The following is a 16,808-nucleotide window of genomic DNA, read 5'->3' as shown; positions in this document are numbered from 1 at the left end:
GCCGTCGCGTGAGCGCGCCCCAGGATCCCCGCCGCCGCGGCGTGCCCGGCCCGGCCGGTCCGCGCGGCGACCGCCGCCCGCGCCAGGAGGCGGCGCGGCGCCCCGGTGAGCGCCAGAGAGGATCGTCCGGCCGTCCCGCCCAGCGCCCGCGCCCCGGTGCCGCCCGGCCGCTGCGGCTGGGCAGCCCGCGCCCCCGGCTGCGGCTGATCAGCCTCGGCCTCACCCTCGTCATGCTGGTCTTCGTCGTACGGCTGCTGCAGGTGCAGGCCGTCGACGCCAGCGCTTACGCGGCCAAGGCCAACGTCAACCGCTACATCCCGGTGAAGCTGTCCGCCGAACGCGGCTCCATCACCGACCGCAACGGTGTCGACCTGGCGACCACGGTGGACGCGTACGACATCACCGCCGCCCCCGATCTGCTCACGCCCAAGACGGCCAAGACCCGTGACGCGCCGCGCCAGGCCGCCGCCCTCCTCGCGCCGATCCTCGGCAAGGACGAGGCGGACCTGGAGAAGAAGCTCACCGACAACCCCAAGTCGCAGTACGTCGTGCTCGCCCGGCAGCAGTCCCCGCAGGTCTGGAACCAGATCAAGGACCTGAAGAGCGCCCTGGACGACGCGGCGGCCAAGGGCAAGGGCACCAATGTCCTGGCCGGGGTCAACCGCGAGGCGCACAGCAAGCGGGTCTATCCGAACGGGGATCTCGCCGCCGGGATACTGGGATTCGTGGGCGCCGACGGCCGCGGCGCCGCCGGCCTCGAGCAGCAGCTCAACAAGAAGCTCGCGGGCAAGGACGGCAAACGCGTCTACGCCCAGTCCGGTGGCCACCAGGTGCCCACCGGGGACCTCAAGGAGCAGCCCGCGGTCTCGGGCAGCGATTACGAGCTGACCATCGACCGGGACATCCAGTGGGCCGCCCAGAGCGCCATCGCCGACCAGGTCCGCAAGTCCGGGGCCGACCGCGGCTATGTCATCGTCCAGGACACCCGCACCGGACAGCTCCTGGCGATGGCCAACGCCCCCGGCTTCGACCCCGGCGACATCACCACGACGGACGCCGACGACCTGGGCAACGCCGCGGTCTCCGACGCCTACGAGCCCGGCAGCGTCAGCAAGCTCATGTCCATGGCCGCCGTCCTCCAGGAGGGCGTGGCCCGCTGGGACACCCATGTGGTGGTCCCCAACCGGCTGCCGCGCGCCGACCGGGCCTTCGCCGACGACATCGACCACCCCACCTGGTACCTCACGCTCAACGGCGTGCTCGCCAAGTCCAGCAACATCGGCACGATCCTCGCCACCGAGCAGCTGGGGAAGACCAAGAAGCAGAAGAACCAGATCCTCTACTCCTATCTGCGGAAGTTCGGGATCGGCCAGCCCACCGGGCTCGGCTTCCCCGGCGAGACCCCGGGCATCCTGGCCCGGCCGCAGGACTGGAGCGCCTCGCAGCAGTACACCATCCCCTTCGGCCAGGGGCTGTCGCTCAACGCCGTCCAGGCGGCGTCCGTGTACTCCACCATCGCCAACGGCGGCGAGCGCATCGCGCCCACCCTCGTCCGCGGCACCAAGGGGCCCGGCGGCGATTACACGGCCGCGCCCGCCCCCGAGAAGACCCGTGTCGTCAGCAAGGAGACCGCGAAGACGCTCGCCGAGATGCTCGAATCGGTCGTCGACGACCAGCAGGGCACCGGCGCCAAGGCGAAGATCCCCGGCTATCTTGTCGCGGGCAAGACCGGCACCTCCAACCGGGTAGACCCCAAGACCGGCCGCTACCGCGGCTACACCGCGTCCTTCGCCGGCTTCGCCCCGGCCGACAAACCGCGGCTGACCGTCTACTGTGCCGTTCAGAACCCGACGAAGGGCAGCTACTTCGGTGGTCAGGTCTGCGGACCGGTCTACAAGAAGGTCATGGAGTTCGGCCTCAAGGCCCTGCAGGTCCCGCCGTCCGGGAAGCAACCCAAACGGCTCCCCGTGAGCTACAACCCGGGCCAGTGAACGGACCCAGCAGTGACGACGATCACGCCGGACTCCGGGAACCACGGTCCGGTACGGCCCCGCTTCGCCGCCTCATTTCGCGGGGGAGCGGGTGTCCCGGGTACGCTCACCGCCGTGCCCCACGCTGATCAGTCCCAAACCCCTCAGAAGGACGTTTCTGTGGAATACCCGGGAGCGCCCCGCCCTCTCCAGGTCCGCCCGATCCCGCTGGCGGAGCTGGCGGATCAGCTGGGCGTCGATGCCCCCGAAGCCTCGGAGCGGGCCGCGGCCACCGGGATCACCCATGACTCGCGAGCCGTACGCCCCGGCGATGTGTACGCCGCGCTGGCCGGCGCCCGCCTCCACGGCGCGGACTTCGCCGCCCAGGCCGCCGACCTCGGCGCGGTCGCGGTGCTGACCGACCCGGCCGGGGCCGAGCGCGCCGCCGCCACCGGACTGCCGGTCCTGGCGGTGGACAACCCGCGCGGCCGGATGGGCGCGCTGGCCGCCACGATCTACGGCGAGCCGGGCGCGGACCTGCTGCAGATCGGCATCACCGGCACCTCCGGCAAGACCACGACCGCGTATCTCATCGAGGGCGGCCTCAAGGCCGCCGCGAAGCACGACGGCGGCCTTACGGGTCTCATCGGCACCGTGGAGACGCGGATCGGCGACGAGCGCATCAAGTCCGAGCGCACCACCCCCGAGGCCACCGATCTGCAGGCCCTGTTCGCGGTGATGCGGGAGCGCGACGTCCACTCGGTCGTCATGGAGGTCTCCAGCCACGCCCTGGTCCTCGGCCGCGTCGACGGCTGCGTCTTCGACGTCGCGGTCTTCAACAACCTCAGCCCGGAGCACATGGAGTTCCACTCCGGCATGGAGGACTACTTCCAGGCCAAGGCCCAGCTGTTCACCAAGGCCCGCAGCCGTGCCGGAGTGATCAACTACGACGACGAGTACGGCCGGCGGCTGATCGAGCAGTCCGAGGTACCCGTCACCACCTTCTCCGCCGAGGGCCACCCCGACGCCCACTGGCGCGCCGCGGACGTCGAGGTCGGCCCGCTCGGCTCGACCTTCACCGCCGTCGGCCCGAACGGTGAGTCCGTACGGGCCGCCGCGCCCCTCCCGGGCCCCTTCAACGTGGCCAACGCGCTCGCCGCCGTCGTCGCCCTCGCCGTCGCCGGGATCGACCCGCAGACGGCCGCCGACGGCATCGCCGCCGTCCCCGGCGTACCGGGCCGGCTGGAGCGGGTCGACGTGGGCCAGCCCTACCTCGCGGTCGTCGACTACGCCCACAAGACCGACGCCGTGGAGTCGGTGCTGCGTGCCCTCCGTAAGGTGACCGACGGCAAGCTGCACGCCGTCCTCGGCTGCGGCGGGGACCGCGACCGGCTCAAGCGCGGCCCCATGGGCGCCGCGGTGGCCCGGTACTCCGACACGGCCGTCCTCACTTCCGACAACCCGCGCTCCGAGGACCCGCTCGCGATCCTCGCCGCCATGCTCGCGGGCGCCGCCGAGGTGCCCGCTCACGAGCGCGGTGATGTGCTGGTCGAGGAGGACCGGGCCAACGCCATCGCGGCCGCCGTCGCCCGCGCCGAGCCGGGTGACACCGTCATCGTGGCCGGCAAGGGCCACGAACTGGGCCAGGACATCGCCGGCGTGATCCGTGCCTTCGACGACCGCCAGGTACTCCGCGAAGCCATCGAGCTCAGTGAGCGAGCCCACAGGCGCGATGCCACGCGCCCCGAGGCAAGCCCACAACACCGGGACAATCACCAAGACGACCAGGGATGACAGACCGCCATGCGCGCACCAGCCCCCTCAAGGCAGCTCTCCCGCACGGCCGGAGGTGATCAGTGATCGCACTGTCCCTCACCGAGATCGCCGGCCTAGTCGGTGGCCAGCCGCACGACATACCGGACCCGGACCTGAAGGTCACGGGCCCTGTTGTGATCGACTCCCGTGAGGTGCGGCCCGGCAGCCTCTTCGCCGCGCTCCCCGGGGAGCGCGTGGACGGCCACGACTTCGCCCGAAGGGCGATCGAAGCCGGCGCCACGGCGGTCCTGGCCGCCCGCCCCGTCGGCACCGCGGACGCCCCCGTACCGGCGATCGTCGTGCCCGATGTCATCGCCGCGATGGGGGCGCTCGCGCGCGCCGTCGTGGAGCGTCTGGACGCCACCGTGGTCGCACTCACCGGCTCCGCGGGCAAGACCAGCACCAAGGACCTCATCGCCCAGCTGCTCCAGCGCCGAGGCCCCACCGTATGGACGCCGGGCTCGCTCAACAACGAAATCGGCCTGCCGCTCACCGCGATGAGCGCAGACGAGGCCACCCTGCACCTGGTGCTGGAGATGGGGGCCCGCGGTAAGGGCCACATCCGGTACCTGACGGACCTCACCCCGCCCCGTATCGGACTCGTGCTCAACGTCGGCACCGCCCATATCGGAGAGTTCGGCGGCCGGGAGCAGATCGCCGAGGCCAAGGGCGAGCTCGTGGAGGCCCTGCCGCCCGCCGAGGAGGGCGGGGTGGCGGTGCTCAACGCCGACGACCCCCTGGTGCGCGCCATGGCGTCGCGCACCAAGGCCCGTACCGTCCTGTTCGGCGAGGCCGAGAACGCCGATGTGCGTGCCGTGAATGTCCGGCTCGCCGACGGCGGCCGCCCCGCCTTCACGCTTCACACCCCTACCGGGTGCAGCGAAGTGACCTTGCGCCTGTACGGTGAGCACCACGTGTCGAACGCGCTCGCCGCGGCCGCCGTCGCCCATGAGTTGGGCATGTCCGTCGACGAGATCGCCGTGGCGCTCTCCGAGGCGGGGCAGCTCTCCCGCTGGCGGATGGAGGTCACCGAGCGCTCGGACGGCGTGACGGTCGTCAACGACGCCTACAACGCGAACCCCGAGTCCATGCGAGCAGCGCTGCGCGCGCTGGTCGCCATGGGCGCTGCCACACCGGGGCGTCGTACGTGGGCGGTGCTCGGCCCGATGGCCGAGCTGGGCGAGGAGTCACTGGCCGACCACGACGCGGTCGGGCGGCTGGCCGTCCGGCTCAACGTCAGCAAGCTCGTGGCGGTCGGCGGCCAGGAGGCCGCCTGGCTGGACATGGGCGCCAAGAACGAGGGTTCGTGGGGTGAGGAGTCGGTGCACGTGTCCGACGTGCGGGCAGCGGTCGATCTGCTGCGCAGCGAGCTGCGACCGGGGGACGTCGTGTTGGTGAAGGCATCCAGGTCGGTCGGCCTGGAGCGGCTTGCGCAGGCATTGCTCGACGGTGAGGGTGAGGTCTCCGGCCGATGGGCATGAGGCAGATCCTCTTCTCGGGAGCCATCGGGCTCTTTCTGACCCTGATCGGCACACCGCTGCTGATCAAGCTGCTGGCCCGCAAGGGCTATGGCCAGTACATCCGGGACGATGGTCCGCGGACGCACGGCAGCAAGAAGGGCACGCCCACGATGGGCGGTATCTCCTTCATCCTGGCCACACTGATCGCCTACGCCCTGACGAAGGTGATCACGGGCAGCCAGCCGACCTTCTCGGGCGTGCTGGTGCTCTTCCTGTTCGCCGGTATGGGCCTGGTCGGCTTCCTCGACGACTACATCAAGATCGTCAAGCAGCGCAGCCTGGGCCTGCGGGCCAAGGCCAAGATGGCCGGTCAGCTGATCGTCGGTATCGCCTTCGCGATCCTCGCGCTGAACTTCGCCGACGCGCGCCAGCAGACCCCCGCCTCCGACCGGCTCTCCTTCGTCCAGGACTTCGGCTGGTCCTTCGGCCCCGTGATCTTCGCGATCTGGGCGCTGTTCATGATCCTGGCGATGTCGAACGGCGTGAACCTCACCGACGGTCTCGACGGTCTGGCCACCGGCGCCTCCGTGATGGTCTTCGGCGCCTACACCTTCATCGGCGTCTGGCAGTACCAGGAGTCCTGCGCCAACGCGCAGACCCTCACCAACCCGGCGTCCTGTTTCGAGGTCCGCGATCCGCTCGATCTGGCCGTCGTCGCCTCCGCCCTGATGGGCGCGTGCTTCGGCTTCCTGTGGTGGAACACCTCACCCGCCAAGATCTTCATGGGGGACACCGGTTCGCTCGCGCTCGGCGGCGCGCTCGCGGGCCTCGCCATCTGCTCCCGTACGGAGCTGCTGCTGGCCCTCCTCGGCGGCCTGTTCGTTCTGATCACCATGTCCGTGGTCATCCAGGTCGGCTCCTTCCGGACGACCGGGCGACGGGTCTTCCGGATGGCGCCACTCCAGCACCACTTCGAACTCAAGGGGTGGAGCGAAGTCCTTGTGGTGGTCCGGTTCTGGATCATCCAGGGCATGTGCGTGATCGTCGGCCTCGGCCTCTTCTACGCGGGGTGGCGAGCCTCGTGACATCCGACGCCGGCGCCCTCGACGTGTCCGACCTCGCCGGACGGCAGGTCACCGTCGCCGGACTCGGCGTCTCCGGGGTCCCCGCGGCGCGTGCGCTGCGGGGCCTCGGGGCCTCGGTGACCGTGGTCAACGGCAGCGACGGCGAAGCGCAGCGCGCCCAGGCGGCCGAACTGGAGCCGCTGGGCATCACGGTCCGCCTCGGCGACGGGGAGACGCTCCCCGAATCCACCGAGCTCATCGTGACCACCCCCGGGTGGAAGCCCACCAGCCCGCTCTTCCTGGCCGCCGCCGAGGCGAACGTGCCCATCTGGGGCGATGTGGAGCTGGCGTGGCGGCTGCGCGGCGAGGACGCCCCGCCGTGGCTCGCGGTGACCGGCACCAACGGCAAGACGACCACCGTAAGGATGCTGGCCGCCATCCTGGATGCGGCCGGGCTGCGCACCGCCGCCGTCGGCAACATCGGCGTCTCGCTCCTGGACATCGTTCTGGGCGACGAGCCGTACGACGTACTGGCCGTCGAGCTCTCCAGCTACCAGCTGCACTGGGCGCCCTCGCTGCGCGCCCACTCGGGGGCGGTGCTCAACCTGGCCCCGGACCACCTCGACTGGCACGGCTCCATGGCGGCGTACGCGGCCGACAAGGGCCGGATCTACGAGGGCAACCAGGTGGCCTGCGTCTACAACGTGGCCGACCCGGCCACCGAGGACCTGGTGCGCGCGGCCGATGTCGAGGAGGGCTGCCGGGCGATCGGCTTCACCCTCGGCACCCCCGGCCCCTCCCAGCTCGGCGTCGTGGAGAACATCCTCGTGGACCGGGCCTTCGTGGCGGACCGGCAGAAGCAGGCGCAGGAGCTCGCCGAGGTCTCCGATGTGAACCCGCCGGCCCCGCACAACATCGCCAACGCCCTCGCGGCGGCGGCGCTGGCCCGCTCCTTCGGCGTCCCGCCGAAGGCCGTACGGGACGGCCTGCGCGCCTTCCGGCCGGATCCGCACCGGGTAGAGCATGTGGCGGACGTCGACGGGGTGGCCTATATCGACGACTCCAAGGCGACCAACACCCATGCCGCGGAGGCGTCGTTGGGCGCCTATGAGCACATCGTGTGGATCGCGGGCGGCCTCGCCAAGGGGGCCACCTTCGACGAGCTCGTCCTTACGGCGGCCAAGCGGCTGCGCGGCGTCGTGCTGATCGGCGCCGACCGCGCCCTGATCCGCGAAGCGCTCGCGCGACACGCAGCAGATGTCCCGGTCGTGGACCTCGACCGGACCGACACTGGGGCGATGGCGGCGGCTGTGCGCGAAGCGGCGCGGCTCGCCCGGCCGGGCGATACCGTCCTGATGGCCCCGGCCTGTGCCTCGATGGACATGTTCATCAACTACAACAAGCGGGGCGACGCCTTCGCCGCGGCGGTTCAGGCCCTGGCCTCCGGCCGGGTGCCGGACGATCAGTAGCCCGCCGGTCCCCCGGCGAGGACCGCCCGCGCGGGGAAACCGGAGGGGATAAGAACATGACGCCTGACCAGCCCGCCGCCCCGCGCTCCCGGCCGGCCCGCCCCGGCACCGGCCGCCCCGCGCCGCGCTCGGGCGGCGCCCCCCGGGTGCGGGAGGCCGTCCGGGCGAAGGGCAGGGCGGCGTCCCCGGCCCGCCCGCGTGGCACAGCGGGCGCCTCCCGCCCTCCGCGCCGCCCGTCGAGGGGAAACGCCTTGGACGCGCTGCGCGGGCTGCAGCAGCGCCTCCGGAGGGCCTGGGACCGGCCGCTGACCGCGTACTACCTGCTGCTCGGCGGCTCGCTGCTGATCCTGGTGCTCGGTCTGGTCATGGTCTACTCCGCCTCCCAGATCAAGGCGCTGCAGTCCGGGCTCTCACCGTCGTACTTCTTCCGCAAACAGCTCTTCGCGGCCGTGCTCGGCGGCGCGCTGATGCTGCTCGCCGTGCGGATGCCCATCAAACTGCACCGCGCCTTCGCCTATCCGCTGCTCGCGGTCTCGGTCTTTCTGATGTGTCTGGTGCAGGTCCCGGGCATGGGCATCGCGGTCAACGGCAACCAGAACTGGATCTCCTTCGGCGGCCCGTTCCTGCTCCAGCCCAGTGAGTTCGGCAAGCTGGCGCTCGTGCTGTGGGGCGCGGATCTTCTCGCCCGCAAACAGGACAAGCGGCTGCTGGCCCAGTGGAAGCACCTGCTGGTCCCGCTGGTGCCCGCGACCGGCATGCTGCTCGGCCTGATCATGCTGGGCGGGGACATGGGCACCGCGATCATTCTCACGGCGATCCTTTTCGGCCTGCTTTGGCTGGCCGGCGCCCCCACCCGGCTCTTCGTGGGCGTCCTCGCCTTCGCCGGGGCCATCGGCATGCTGCTCATCAAGACCAGCGCCAACCGGATGTCCCGGCTCGCCTGTATCGGCGCCACCGAACCCGGTGCGCACGATCAGTGCTGGCAGGCAGTCCACGGGATCTACGCGCTCGCCAACGGCGGCTGGTTCGGATCCGGACTCGGGGCGAGCATGGAGAAATGGGGCGAACTACCCGAACCGCATACCGACTTCATCTTCGCCATTACCGGGGAGGAACTCGGCCTGGCGGGGACGCTGTCGGTTCTCGTTCTCTTCGCGGCTCTAGGCTATGCGGGTATCCGCGTGGCCGGACGCACGGAGGACCCCTTCGTGAGGTACGCCGCGGGAGGCGTGACCACCTGGATCACGGCCCAGGCCGTGGTCAATATCGGTGCGGTGCTCGGTCTGCTGCCGATCGCCGGGGTTCCGCTCCCGCTGTTCTCCTACGGAGGGTCCGCCCTGCTGCCGACCATGTTTGCCGTCGGCCTGCTGATCGCCTTCGCACGGGCTGAGCCCGGTGCGCGAGCGGCGCTGGCCATGCGGCAGCCTGCTTTGCGGAAGAAGCTGGCTCGGGTGAGACGGAAGACGATGCGACGGCCCGTCAAGAGGCGGCCGTCCGGAGAGCGGTGAATTTCGGTGCATGTCGTACTCGCCGGTGGGGGGACCGCCGGCCACATCGAGCCCGCGCTCGCCCTCGCGGACGCCCTGCGCAGGCAGGACCCGACCGTGGGGATCACGGCGCTCGGAACGGAGCGTGGGCTCGAGACCCGGCTCGTACCGGAGCGTGGTTATGAACTCGGGCTCATCCCGGCCGTACCGCTGCCGCGTAAGCCCACCCCCGAACTGATCACCGTCCCCGGGCGGCTGCGCGGCACCATCAAGGCCGCCGAGCAGATCCTGGAGCGCACCAAGGCCGACTGTGTCGTCGGCTTCGGCGGCTATGTGGCCCTGCCCGGATACCTGGCGGCCAAGCGGCTCGGAGTGCCGATCGTCGTCCACGAGGCCAACGCCCGTCCCGGGCTCGCCAACAAGATCGGCTCGCGCTACGCCAAGTACGTGGCGGTCTCCACCCCCGACAGCAAGCTCCGCAACGCCCGCTACGTGGGCATCCCGCTGCGCCGCTCCATCGCCACCCTCGACCGGGCGGCGGTCCGCCCCGAGGCCCGCGCGGCCTTCGGGCTCGACCAGAACCTGCCGACCCTGCTGGTCTCCGGCGGTTCGCAGGGCGCGCGCCGGCTCAACGAGGTGGTCCAGGCGGTGGCGCCGTTCCTGCAGCGCGCCGGGATCCAGGTGCTGCACGCGGTCGGTCCGAAAAACGAATTGCCGCATGTGGACAACATGCCCGGAATGCCACCGTACATCCCGGTATCGTACCTGGATCGGATGGACCTCGCGTATGCCGCGGCCGACATGATGCTCTGCCGCGCGGGCGCGATGACCGTCGCCGAACTGTCCGCCGTCGGGCTCCCGGCCGCCTACGTCCCCCTGCCGATCGGCAACGGCGAACAGCGGCTCAACGCCCAGCCGCTGGTCAAGGAGGGCGGGGGACTGCTGGTCGACGACGCCGAGCTGAGCCCCGAGTGGGTGCAGGGCAATGTGCTCCCGGTGCTCGGCGACCCGCACCGGCTGTACGAGATGTCCCGGCGGGCGGCCGAGTTCGGCCGCAGGGACGCCGACGAGCTGCTGGTCGGCATGGTGTACGAGGCGATCAGCGCACGCCGCCAGGCGTGAGAAGGCAGGGAGCGTGGCCGGACCGTCGACCGCCGAGCGCGGCGCACGAGGGACGACTCCGTCCGGCCCGCCCCCACGCTTCCTCCGGGCGCGCCGCAGGTTCCGGCTGCCCGGCCGCCGCCCCCTGGTGGTGACGGCGGTGGCGGTGACCCTGCTCGGCGCCGGCGCCGTCTGGCTGCTCTACGGCTCGAGCTGGCTGCGGGCCGAGCGGGTGCGGGTCGCCGGCACCACCGTCCTCACCGCCGAGGAGGTGCGCTCCGCCGCCGACGTTCCGCTGAACACCCCGATGGTCGCGGTGGACACGGCCGCGATCGAACACCGGTTGCGCGAGCGGCTGCCGCGGATTGCAAAAGTGGACGTATCCCGGTCATGGCCGCACACCATCAGTCTGGTAGTGACGGAACGCAGGCCCGAAGCCATTGTCGAAGAGGGCGGGAAGTTCCATGAAGTGGACGCAGCGGGAGTCCGGTTCTCGACCGTGAGCAAGCGTCCGAAGGCGGTTCCGCTGCTGGAAATGGAGCCGGACCGGTCGCCGAGTTCGCGCCATTTCGGACCCGCCGGACTGCGCCGCGAGGCGGTCCGGGTGGTCACCCAACTCCCCGAGAAGGTCCGCCAGGACACCCGTTCCCTCCGGGTCCGCTCGTACGATTCGATCACACTGGAGCTGACCGGAGGACGTACGATCGCCTGGGGGAGCGGAGAGCGAGGCGAGGCGAAGGCGAAGACACTCACCGCACTGATGAAAGCGCAGCCGGACGCGGACCACTTCGACGTCAGTGCGCCGAGCGCCCCCGCGGTGTCTCGCAGTTGACCTGATAGCGGCAGGCCAGCACCCTGGTTGGCTAGCCCACTGGGTGATCACATAGGGTGAAAAGAAAAGCGGGAGGTTCGGCGTGTTCATTGAACGCGCGCCACTTGTCGACTTAGTGTCCTGTTCCGAAGAGTCCGGGAAACAGAGGCACTGGTAACCCTAAACTTCAGCGTTAGGGTTGGGGTCGGCAATCGGAACCGTCCCATTCGGCATCAGTCGGCGCACCGCGGCAACGGCGGGGTGACGACACGTAACTCGAGGCGAGAGGCCTTCGACGTGGCAGCACCGCAGAACTACCTCGCAGTCATCAAGGTCGTCGGCATCGGCGGCGGTGGCGTGAATGCCATCAACCGGATGATCGAGGTCGGGCTCAAGGGCGTCGAGTTCATCGCGATCAACACCGATGCGCAGGCCCTGCTGATGAGTGACGCGGACGTCAAACTGGACGTCGGCCGTGAGCTCACCCGGGGCCTTGGAGCCGGCGCCAACCCGGATGTCGGCCGTAAGGCCGCCGAGGACCACCGCGAGGAGATCGAGGAGGTCCTCAAGGGGGCCGACATGGTCTTCGTGACCGCGGGCGAGGGCGGTGGCACGGGCACCGGCGGTGCGCCGGTGGTCGCCAATATCGCGCGTTCGCTGGGCGCCCTGACGATCGGTGTGGTCACCCGCCCGTTCACCTTCGAGGGCCGCCGCCGCGCCAATCAGGCCGAGGACGGCATCGCGGGTCTGCGGGACGAGGTCGACACCCTCATCGTGATCCCGAATGACCGGCTGCTGTCCATTTCGGACCGTCAGGTGAGCGTGCTCGACGCGTTCAAGTCGGCCGACCAGGTGCTGCTGTCCGGTGTTCAGGGCATCACCGATCTGATCACCACCCCGGGTCTGATCAACCTCGACTTCGCGGACGTCAAGTCCGTGATGTCCGAGGCCGGATCGGCGCTCATGGGTATCGGATCAGCTCGCGGTGACGACCGCGCGGTGGCTGCGGCCGAGATGGCGATCTCCTCGCCGCTGCTGGAGGCGTCCATCGACGGCGCCCGGGGCGTGCTGCTCTCCATCTCCGGCGGTTCCGACCTCGGTCTGTTCGAGATCAACGAGGCCGCCCAGCTGGTGAGCGAGGCCGCCCACCCCGAGGCCAACATCATCTTCGGTGCGGTGATCGACGACGCGCTCGGCGACGAGGTCCGGGTCACCGTGATCGCGGCGGGCTTCGACGGCGGTCAGCCGCCCCCCAAGAACCGCGACAAGGTGCTGGGTTCCTACGCCGGCAGCCGTGAAGAGGGATCCGGCAGCTCCTCAAGCCGTCCGTCCGGCCAGGACAACAGCCGCCCGTCCTTCGGCGGGCTCGGCAGCGTCACCCCGCGTGACGAGGAGTCCGCCCCGGCGGACCCGGCCCCGGTCGCTGAGGTGCCGCCGCCCCCGGTTCCCACTCCGCACCCCCAGGTCCCGCCGGCCCGCCCCTACCCGGAGAGCCAGGCCGAGGAGCTGGACGTCCCGGACTTCCTGAAGTGAGCCGTCCGGCATGGCTCGACGGCGATTTTGAAGTGAATCAGACGTGATAGCGCAACAGCACGACGCGAGCGGCGCGCACTTCGCCTTCACCGACCGGTGGGGCGGGGTGAGCGCCGCTCCGTATGACGAGCTCAATCTCGGCGGGGCGGTCGGCGACGACCCGCAGGCCGTACGGACCAACCGCGAACTGGCCGCCAAGGCGATGGGCCTGGATCCGGCGGCCGTCGTATGGATGAACCAGGTGCACGGCCGGGACGTCGCGGTGGTCGACGGACCGTGGTCGGACGATGAGATTCCGGCGGTGGACGCGGTGGTGACGCGGCGTCCGGGGCTCGCCTTGGCCGTCCTCACCGCCGACTGCACCCCGGTGCTGCTGGCCGATCCGGCGGCCGGAATCGTCGGCGCCGCCCACGCGGGCCGGCCGGGACTGGTCGCCGGAGTGGTCCCGGCGGTGGTGAAGGCGATGACCGAACAAGGCGCCGAGGCCGCCCGGATCGTCGCCCGCACCGGCCCCGCGGTCTGCGGCCGCTGCTACGAGGTTCCCGCGGATATGCGCGCCGATGTCGCGCAGACGGTGCCGGAGGCGTGGGCCGAGACCCGGTGGGGTACCCCGGCGGTGGATGTGGCGGCCGGTGTGCGGGCCCAACTGGCCCGTGCCGGTGTGCGGATGGACGAGAAGGATGGACAATCTCACATCTGCACCCTGGAGTCGGCGGACCACTTCTCGTACCGGCGCGAGCACACCACGGGGCGGCTCGCGAGCTACGTCTGGTTGGGCGGCTGAGCTGTGACGGATCGCAAGACGGAACTGGCCGCGAATCTGGCGCGGGTGACGGAACGTATCTCTGCCGCCTGTGCCGAGGCCGGTCGCAAGCGCGAAGAGGTGACCCTGATCGTGGTCACCAAGACCTATCCGGCGAGCGATGTCCGTTTGCTCGCGGAACTCGGCGTACGGCATGTCGCCGAGAACCGCGATCAGGAAGCCGCCCCCAAAGCCGCGGAATGCGCGGATCTGCCGTTGATCTGGCACTTTGTCGGGCAATTGCAGACCAATAAGGTGCGTTCCGTATCCAGTTATGCCGATGTGGTGCAATCTGTCGATCGTAAGCGATTGGTCGACGCGCTCTCCCGTGCGACTGTGGGGGCCGCGCGGGAGATGGGCGTCCTGATTCAGGTCGCGCTCGACGCGGACTCCGATGAACGGGGAGCGCGCGGGGGCGTGGGACCGGGCGGAGTGGAACGGCTCGCGGAGTCCGTGGCCGAGACCGAAGGACTCCGGCTCGACGGACTGATGACCGTCGCCCCGCTGACGGGCCCCTACGAGGGGCGGCCGCGGGCGGCGTTCGACCGGCTGATGGAAATCTCATCCCGCCTGCGCGTGGCTCATCCGGCTGCGAACATGGTCTCGGCGGGGATGAGCTCGGACCTCGAGGAAGCCGTGGCGGCGGGAGCGACACATGTGCGCGTCGGCACTGCGGTACTCGGAGTCCGACCCAGCCTCCGGTAACGTCGCGAAGAAGTCGGACCACAGCAGAAAATATGGTCATTCCCGTCAAAAGGCGGGCTGGCCACGTGGATCCATGGCATCCGGTGGCGGAGCCGATCCACCACAGAGCGGAGGACGCAGAGAATGGCCGGCGCGATGCGCAAGATGGCGGTCTACCTCGGCCTCGTGGAGGACGATGGGTACGACGGCCGGGGATTCGACCCCGACGACGACTTCGAGCCCGAGCCGGAGCCCGAACGGGAGCGGGACCGTCGGCGGCATCAGGTAGTGGAGACCGAACCGCGGCCGGAAAGGGGCGAATCTGTGCGAGTCGTCCACCCTCCCGCACAACGTGAACCGGCTCCTCTTGCGGTGGAAACCGGGCGACCCGCGCGAATTGCCCCCGTGGCGTCCATCACACCTGAACGTCAGAACTTGGAGAAGAACGCGCCAGTGATCATGCCCAAGGTTGTGTCCGAGCGGGAGCCGTACCGCATCACCACACTGCACCCCCGGACCTACAACGAGGCCCGTACTATCGGGGAACACTTCCGTGAGGGCACTCCCGTGATCATGAATCTGACGGAGATGGACGACACGGATGCGAAGCGACTTGTCGACTTTGCCGCCGGTCTGGTGTTCGGTCTCCATGGGAGCATTGAGCGGGTGACGCAGAAGGTGTTCCTGTTGTCTCCTGCTAACGTCGATGTCACGGCGGAGGACAAGGCCCGTATCGCAGAGGGCGGGTTCTTCAACCAGAGCTGAGACGCAAAAACGGCAAACCGGCAACACCGAGTCATCCGAGGCCGAAAGGCCGGGTACGAACCAGGGGAGAGGGACGCGCGGGATGGGCATCGCACTACAGGTGATCTACATCGCGCTCTACTGCTACCTGATCGTGCTGATCTTCAGGCTCGTGATGGACTATGTCTTCCAGTTCGCGCGCTCGTGGCAACCCGGTAGGGCGATGGTGGTCATCCTCGAGGCCACCTACACTGTCACCGATCCGCCACTCAAGCTGCTGCGGCGGTTCATTCCGCCGCTGCGTCTCGGGGGTGTGGCGCTCGACCTGTCCTTCTTCGTGCTGATGATCATCGTCTGGATCCTGATCACCGTCGTGAGCAATTTTGCGAGCAGGGTGTGAACGATACGGTCTTGCCGATTGCCGACGACTACGTTGAGGTGAAGTAGAGATGCCGTTGACCCCCGAGGACGTGCGGAACAAGCAGTTCACGACCGTCCGCCTCCGAGAAGGCTATGACGAGGACGAGGTCGATGCCTTCCTCGACGAGGTCGAAGCCGAACTGACCCGGCTGCTACGGGAGAACGAGGACCTGCGCGCCAAGCTGGCCGCGGCGACCCGTGCCGCCGCCCAGAGTCAGCAACAAGGTATGCGCAAGCCTCCCGAACAGCAGGAGAGGCCCGGCGCACCTGTGCCCGCCGCCATATCCGGACCGCAGCCGGTGCCGCCCGGCCAGCAGCAGATGGGTGGTCCGCCCCAACTCCCGGGCGGAGCCCCGCAGCTGCCGGCGGGTCCGATGGGCCAGAACGGCCCCGGACCGATGCAGCAGGGCGGACCCGGTCCGATGCAGCAGGGCGGGCCTGGCCCGATGCAGCAGGGCGGACCCGGCCCCATGGGTCAGAACGGTCCGATGGGGCAGAACGGCCCGATGGGTCCCGGCGGTCCCATGGGTGGGCCGATGGGCGGTCCCGGTGGTCCTGGCGGCCCCGGTGGCCCGCAGCTGCCCCAGCCGGGGCAGGGCCCGGGCGGCGACAGCGCCGCGCGCGTGCTCTCGCTCGCGCAGCAGACGGCCGACCAGGCGATCGCGGAGGCCCGTTCCGAGGCCAACAAGATCGTCGGCGAGGCCCGTAGCCGCGCCGAGGGCCTGGAGCGGGACGCCCGCGCCAAGGCCGACGCGCTGGAGCGGGACGCGCAGGAGAAGCACCGTGTCGCGATGGGCTCCTTGGAGTCCGCTCGTGCCACGCTCGAGCGCAAGGTCGAGGACCTGCGCGGCTTCGAGCGCGAGTACCGCACCCGGCTGAAGTCGTACCTGGAGAGCCAGCTGCGCCAGCTGGAGAACCAGGCCGACGACTCGCTCGCCCCGCCGCGCACCCCGGCGACCGCCTCGCTGCCGCCGTCCCCGTCGATGAGCGGCTCCATGGCCTCGGCCGGCGCCGGCTCGATGGGCGGCCACACCATGGGTGGCAACCAGACCATGGGCGGCCACAACCAGAACGGCGCAGCGCCGTCCTACGGTGGGCAGCAGCAGATGTCTCCCGCGATGACCCAGCCGATGGCACCGGTGCGGCCGCAGAGTCCGCAGCCGATGCAGCAGGCGCCTAGCCCGATGCGGGGCTTCCTCATCGACGAGGACGACAACTGACGCGGGCCGTCTAGCGCGGAGCGTTCGGCAATCACAAGGGCCGGGCCCGGGAGCATTGAGCTCCCGGGCCCGGCCCTTTGCTGTGCGGGTGGGGTGCCGCCGGAGGGCTTTCCCCTACCCGCCCCTTCCCGGCTCCTGTCGATATGCGGCTCCGCCGCGCGTGGGGCTCCGCCCCGGACCCCGGGCGCCCTTCGGGTGTGTCCTCCATCGCCGGACGGGCTGAATATC

The 16,808-nt window shown here is 70.2% G+C and carries 14 protein-coding genes; all 14 read left to right on the top strand.

What is annotated here, in order from left to right; genetic code table 11:
* Positions 1 to 8: 8 nt before the first annotated feature.
* The 14 genes from ACFYOY_RS10765 to ACFYOY_RS10700 all read left to right on the top strand — a co-directional run bounded on the left by ACFYOY_RS10765 (position 9) and on the right by ACFYOY_RS10700 (position 16,580).
* Positions 9 to 1,991, top strand: coding sequence for a penicillin-binding transpeptidase domain-containing protein (locus tag ACFYOY_RS10765; RefSeq protein ID WP_388586073.1), 1,983 nt, complete (start codon positions 9 to 11; stop codon positions 1,989 to 1,991).
* A gap of 12 nt (positions 1,992 to 2,003) precedes the next feature.
* Positions 2,004 to 3,764, top strand: a complete 1,761-nt coding sequence (locus tag ACFYOY_RS10760) for a UDP-N-acetylmuramoyl-L-alanyl-D-glutamate--2,6-diaminopimelate ligase (protein ID WP_388586070.1) — start codon at positions 2,004 to 2,006, stop codon at positions 3,762 to 3,764.
* Between the two features lie 62 nt (positions 3,765 to 3,826).
* Positions 3,827 to 5,266: a UDP-N-acetylmuramoyl-tripeptide--D-alanyl-D-alanine ligase gene (murF, locus tag ACFYOY_RS10755; protein WP_388586067.1), complete on the top strand. Its 1,440-nt coding sequence runs from the start codon at positions 3,827 to 3,829 to the stop codon at positions 5,264 to 5,266.
* Positions 5,263 to 6,330 carry a phospho-N-acetylmuramoyl-pentapeptide-transferase gene (mraY, locus tag ACFYOY_RS10750; RefSeq protein WP_086884991.1) on the top strand — a complete coding sequence of 356 codons (1,068 nt, stop codon included), beginning with the start codon at positions 5,263 to 5,265 and terminating at the stop codon, positions 6,328 to 6,330. Before murF ends, mraY begins: the two co-directional genes overlap by 4 nt.
* Positions 6,327 to 7,778, top strand: a complete 1,452-nt coding sequence (gene murD, locus ACFYOY_RS10745) for a UDP-N-acetylmuramoyl-L-alanine--D-glutamate ligase (protein WP_351894660.1) — start codon at positions 6,327 to 6,329, stop codon at positions 7,776 to 7,778. Before mraY ends, murD begins: the two co-directional genes overlap by 4 nt.
* Positions 7,779 to 7,834: 56 nt before the next feature.
* Complete coding sequence (ftsW, locus tag ACFYOY_RS10740; RefSeq protein WP_351894665.1) at positions 7,835 to 9,286, top strand: putative lipid II flippase FtsW; 1,452 nt, start codon at positions 7,835 to 7,837, stop codon at positions 9,284 to 9,286.
* A gap of 6 nt (positions 9,287 to 9,292) precedes the next feature.
* Positions 9,293 to 10,387 (top strand): undecaprenyldiphospho-muramoylpentapeptide beta-N-acetylglucosaminyltransferase, encoded by a 1,095-nt coding sequence (gene murG / locus ACFYOY_RS10735; protein ID WP_093461098.1) that lies wholly within the window; start codon positions 9,293 to 9,295, stop codon positions 10,385 to 10,387.
* Between the two features lie 13 nt (positions 10,388 to 10,400).
* Positions 10,401 to 11,198 carry an FtsQ-type POTRA domain-containing protein gene (locus ACFYOY_RS10730; protein ID WP_351894674.1) on the top strand — a complete coding sequence of 266 codons (798 nt, stop codon included), beginning with the start codon at positions 10,401 to 10,403 and terminating at the stop codon, positions 11,196 to 11,198.
* A gap of 276 nt (positions 11,199 to 11,474) precedes the next feature.
* On the top strand, positions 11,475 to 12,710 hold the full coding sequence (ftsZ, locus tag ACFYOY_RS10725) for a cell division protein FtsZ (RefSeq protein WP_351894680.1): 1,236 nt from the start codon (positions 11,475 to 11,477) through the stop codon (positions 12,708 to 12,710).
* Positions 12,711 to 12,753: 43 nt separating this feature from the next.
* On the top strand, positions 12,754 to 13,494 hold the full coding sequence (gene pgeF / locus ACFYOY_RS10720) for a peptidoglycan editing factor PgeF (protein ID WP_351894684.1): 741 nt from the start codon (positions 12,754 to 12,756) through the stop codon (positions 13,492 to 13,494).
* Between the two features lie 3 nt (positions 13,495 to 13,497).
* The gene (locus tag ACFYOY_RS10715; protein WP_388586062.1) at positions 13,498 to 14,217 is read left to right on the top strand and encodes a YggS family pyridoxal phosphate-dependent enzyme; all 720 of its coding nucleotides are present in this window, start codon (positions 13,498 to 13,500) and stop codon (positions 14,215 to 14,217) included.
* Positions 14,218 to 14,340: 123 nt separating this feature from the next.
* Positions 14,341 to 14,961 (top strand): cell division protein SepF, encoded by a 621-nt coding sequence (locus ACFYOY_RS10710; protein WP_014060002.1) that lies wholly within the window; start codon positions 14,341 to 14,343, stop codon positions 14,959 to 14,961.
* 82 nt (positions 14,962 to 15,043) lie between these two features.
* On the top strand, positions 15,044 to 15,340 hold the full coding sequence (locus ACFYOY_RS10705; protein ID WP_014060001.1) for a YggT family protein: 297 nt from the start codon (positions 15,044 to 15,046) through the stop codon (positions 15,338 to 15,340).
* Between the two features lie 49 nt (positions 15,341 to 15,389).
* Positions 15,390 to 16,580, top strand: a complete 1,191-nt coding sequence (locus tag ACFYOY_RS10700) for a DivIVA domain-containing protein (protein ID WP_351894697.1) — start codon at positions 15,390 to 15,392, stop codon at positions 16,578 to 16,580.
* The last annotated feature ends 228 nt before the right edge of the window (positions 16,581 to 16,808 follow it).

This window comes from Streptomyces sp. NPDC007875 (assembly GCF_042868035.1).
Classification (GTDB): domain Bacteria; phylum Actinomycetota; class Actinomycetes; order Streptomycetales; family Streptomycetaceae; genus Streptomyces; species Streptomyces antimycoticus.
The sequence above is the reverse complement of the archived record's forward strand: the minus strand, read 5'-3'. Positions and strand labels throughout refer to the sequence as shown.

Excerpts from the sequence above, each read along its gene's own strand:
- mraY (WP_086884991.1), top strand. The coding sequence starts at position 5,263 with ATGAGGCAGATCCTCTTCTCGGGAGCCATCGGGCTCTTTCTGACCCTG.
- ftsW (WP_351894665.1), top strand. The coding sequence starts at position 7,835 with ATGACGCCTGACCAGCCCGCCGCCCCGCGCTCCCGGCCGGCCCGCCCC.
- ACFYOY_RS10710 (WP_014060002.1), top strand. The coding sequence starts at position 14,341 with ATGGCCGGCGCGATGCGCAAGATGGCGGTCTACCTCGGCCTCGTGGAG.
- ACFYOY_RS10705 (WP_014060001.1), top strand. The coding sequence starts at position 15,044 with ATGGGCATCGCACTACAGGTGATCTACATCGCGCTCTACTGCTACCTG.
- ACFYOY_RS10700 (WP_351894697.1), top strand. The coding sequence starts at position 15,390 with ATGCCGTTGACCCCCGAGGACGTGCGGAACAAGCAGTTCACGACCGTC.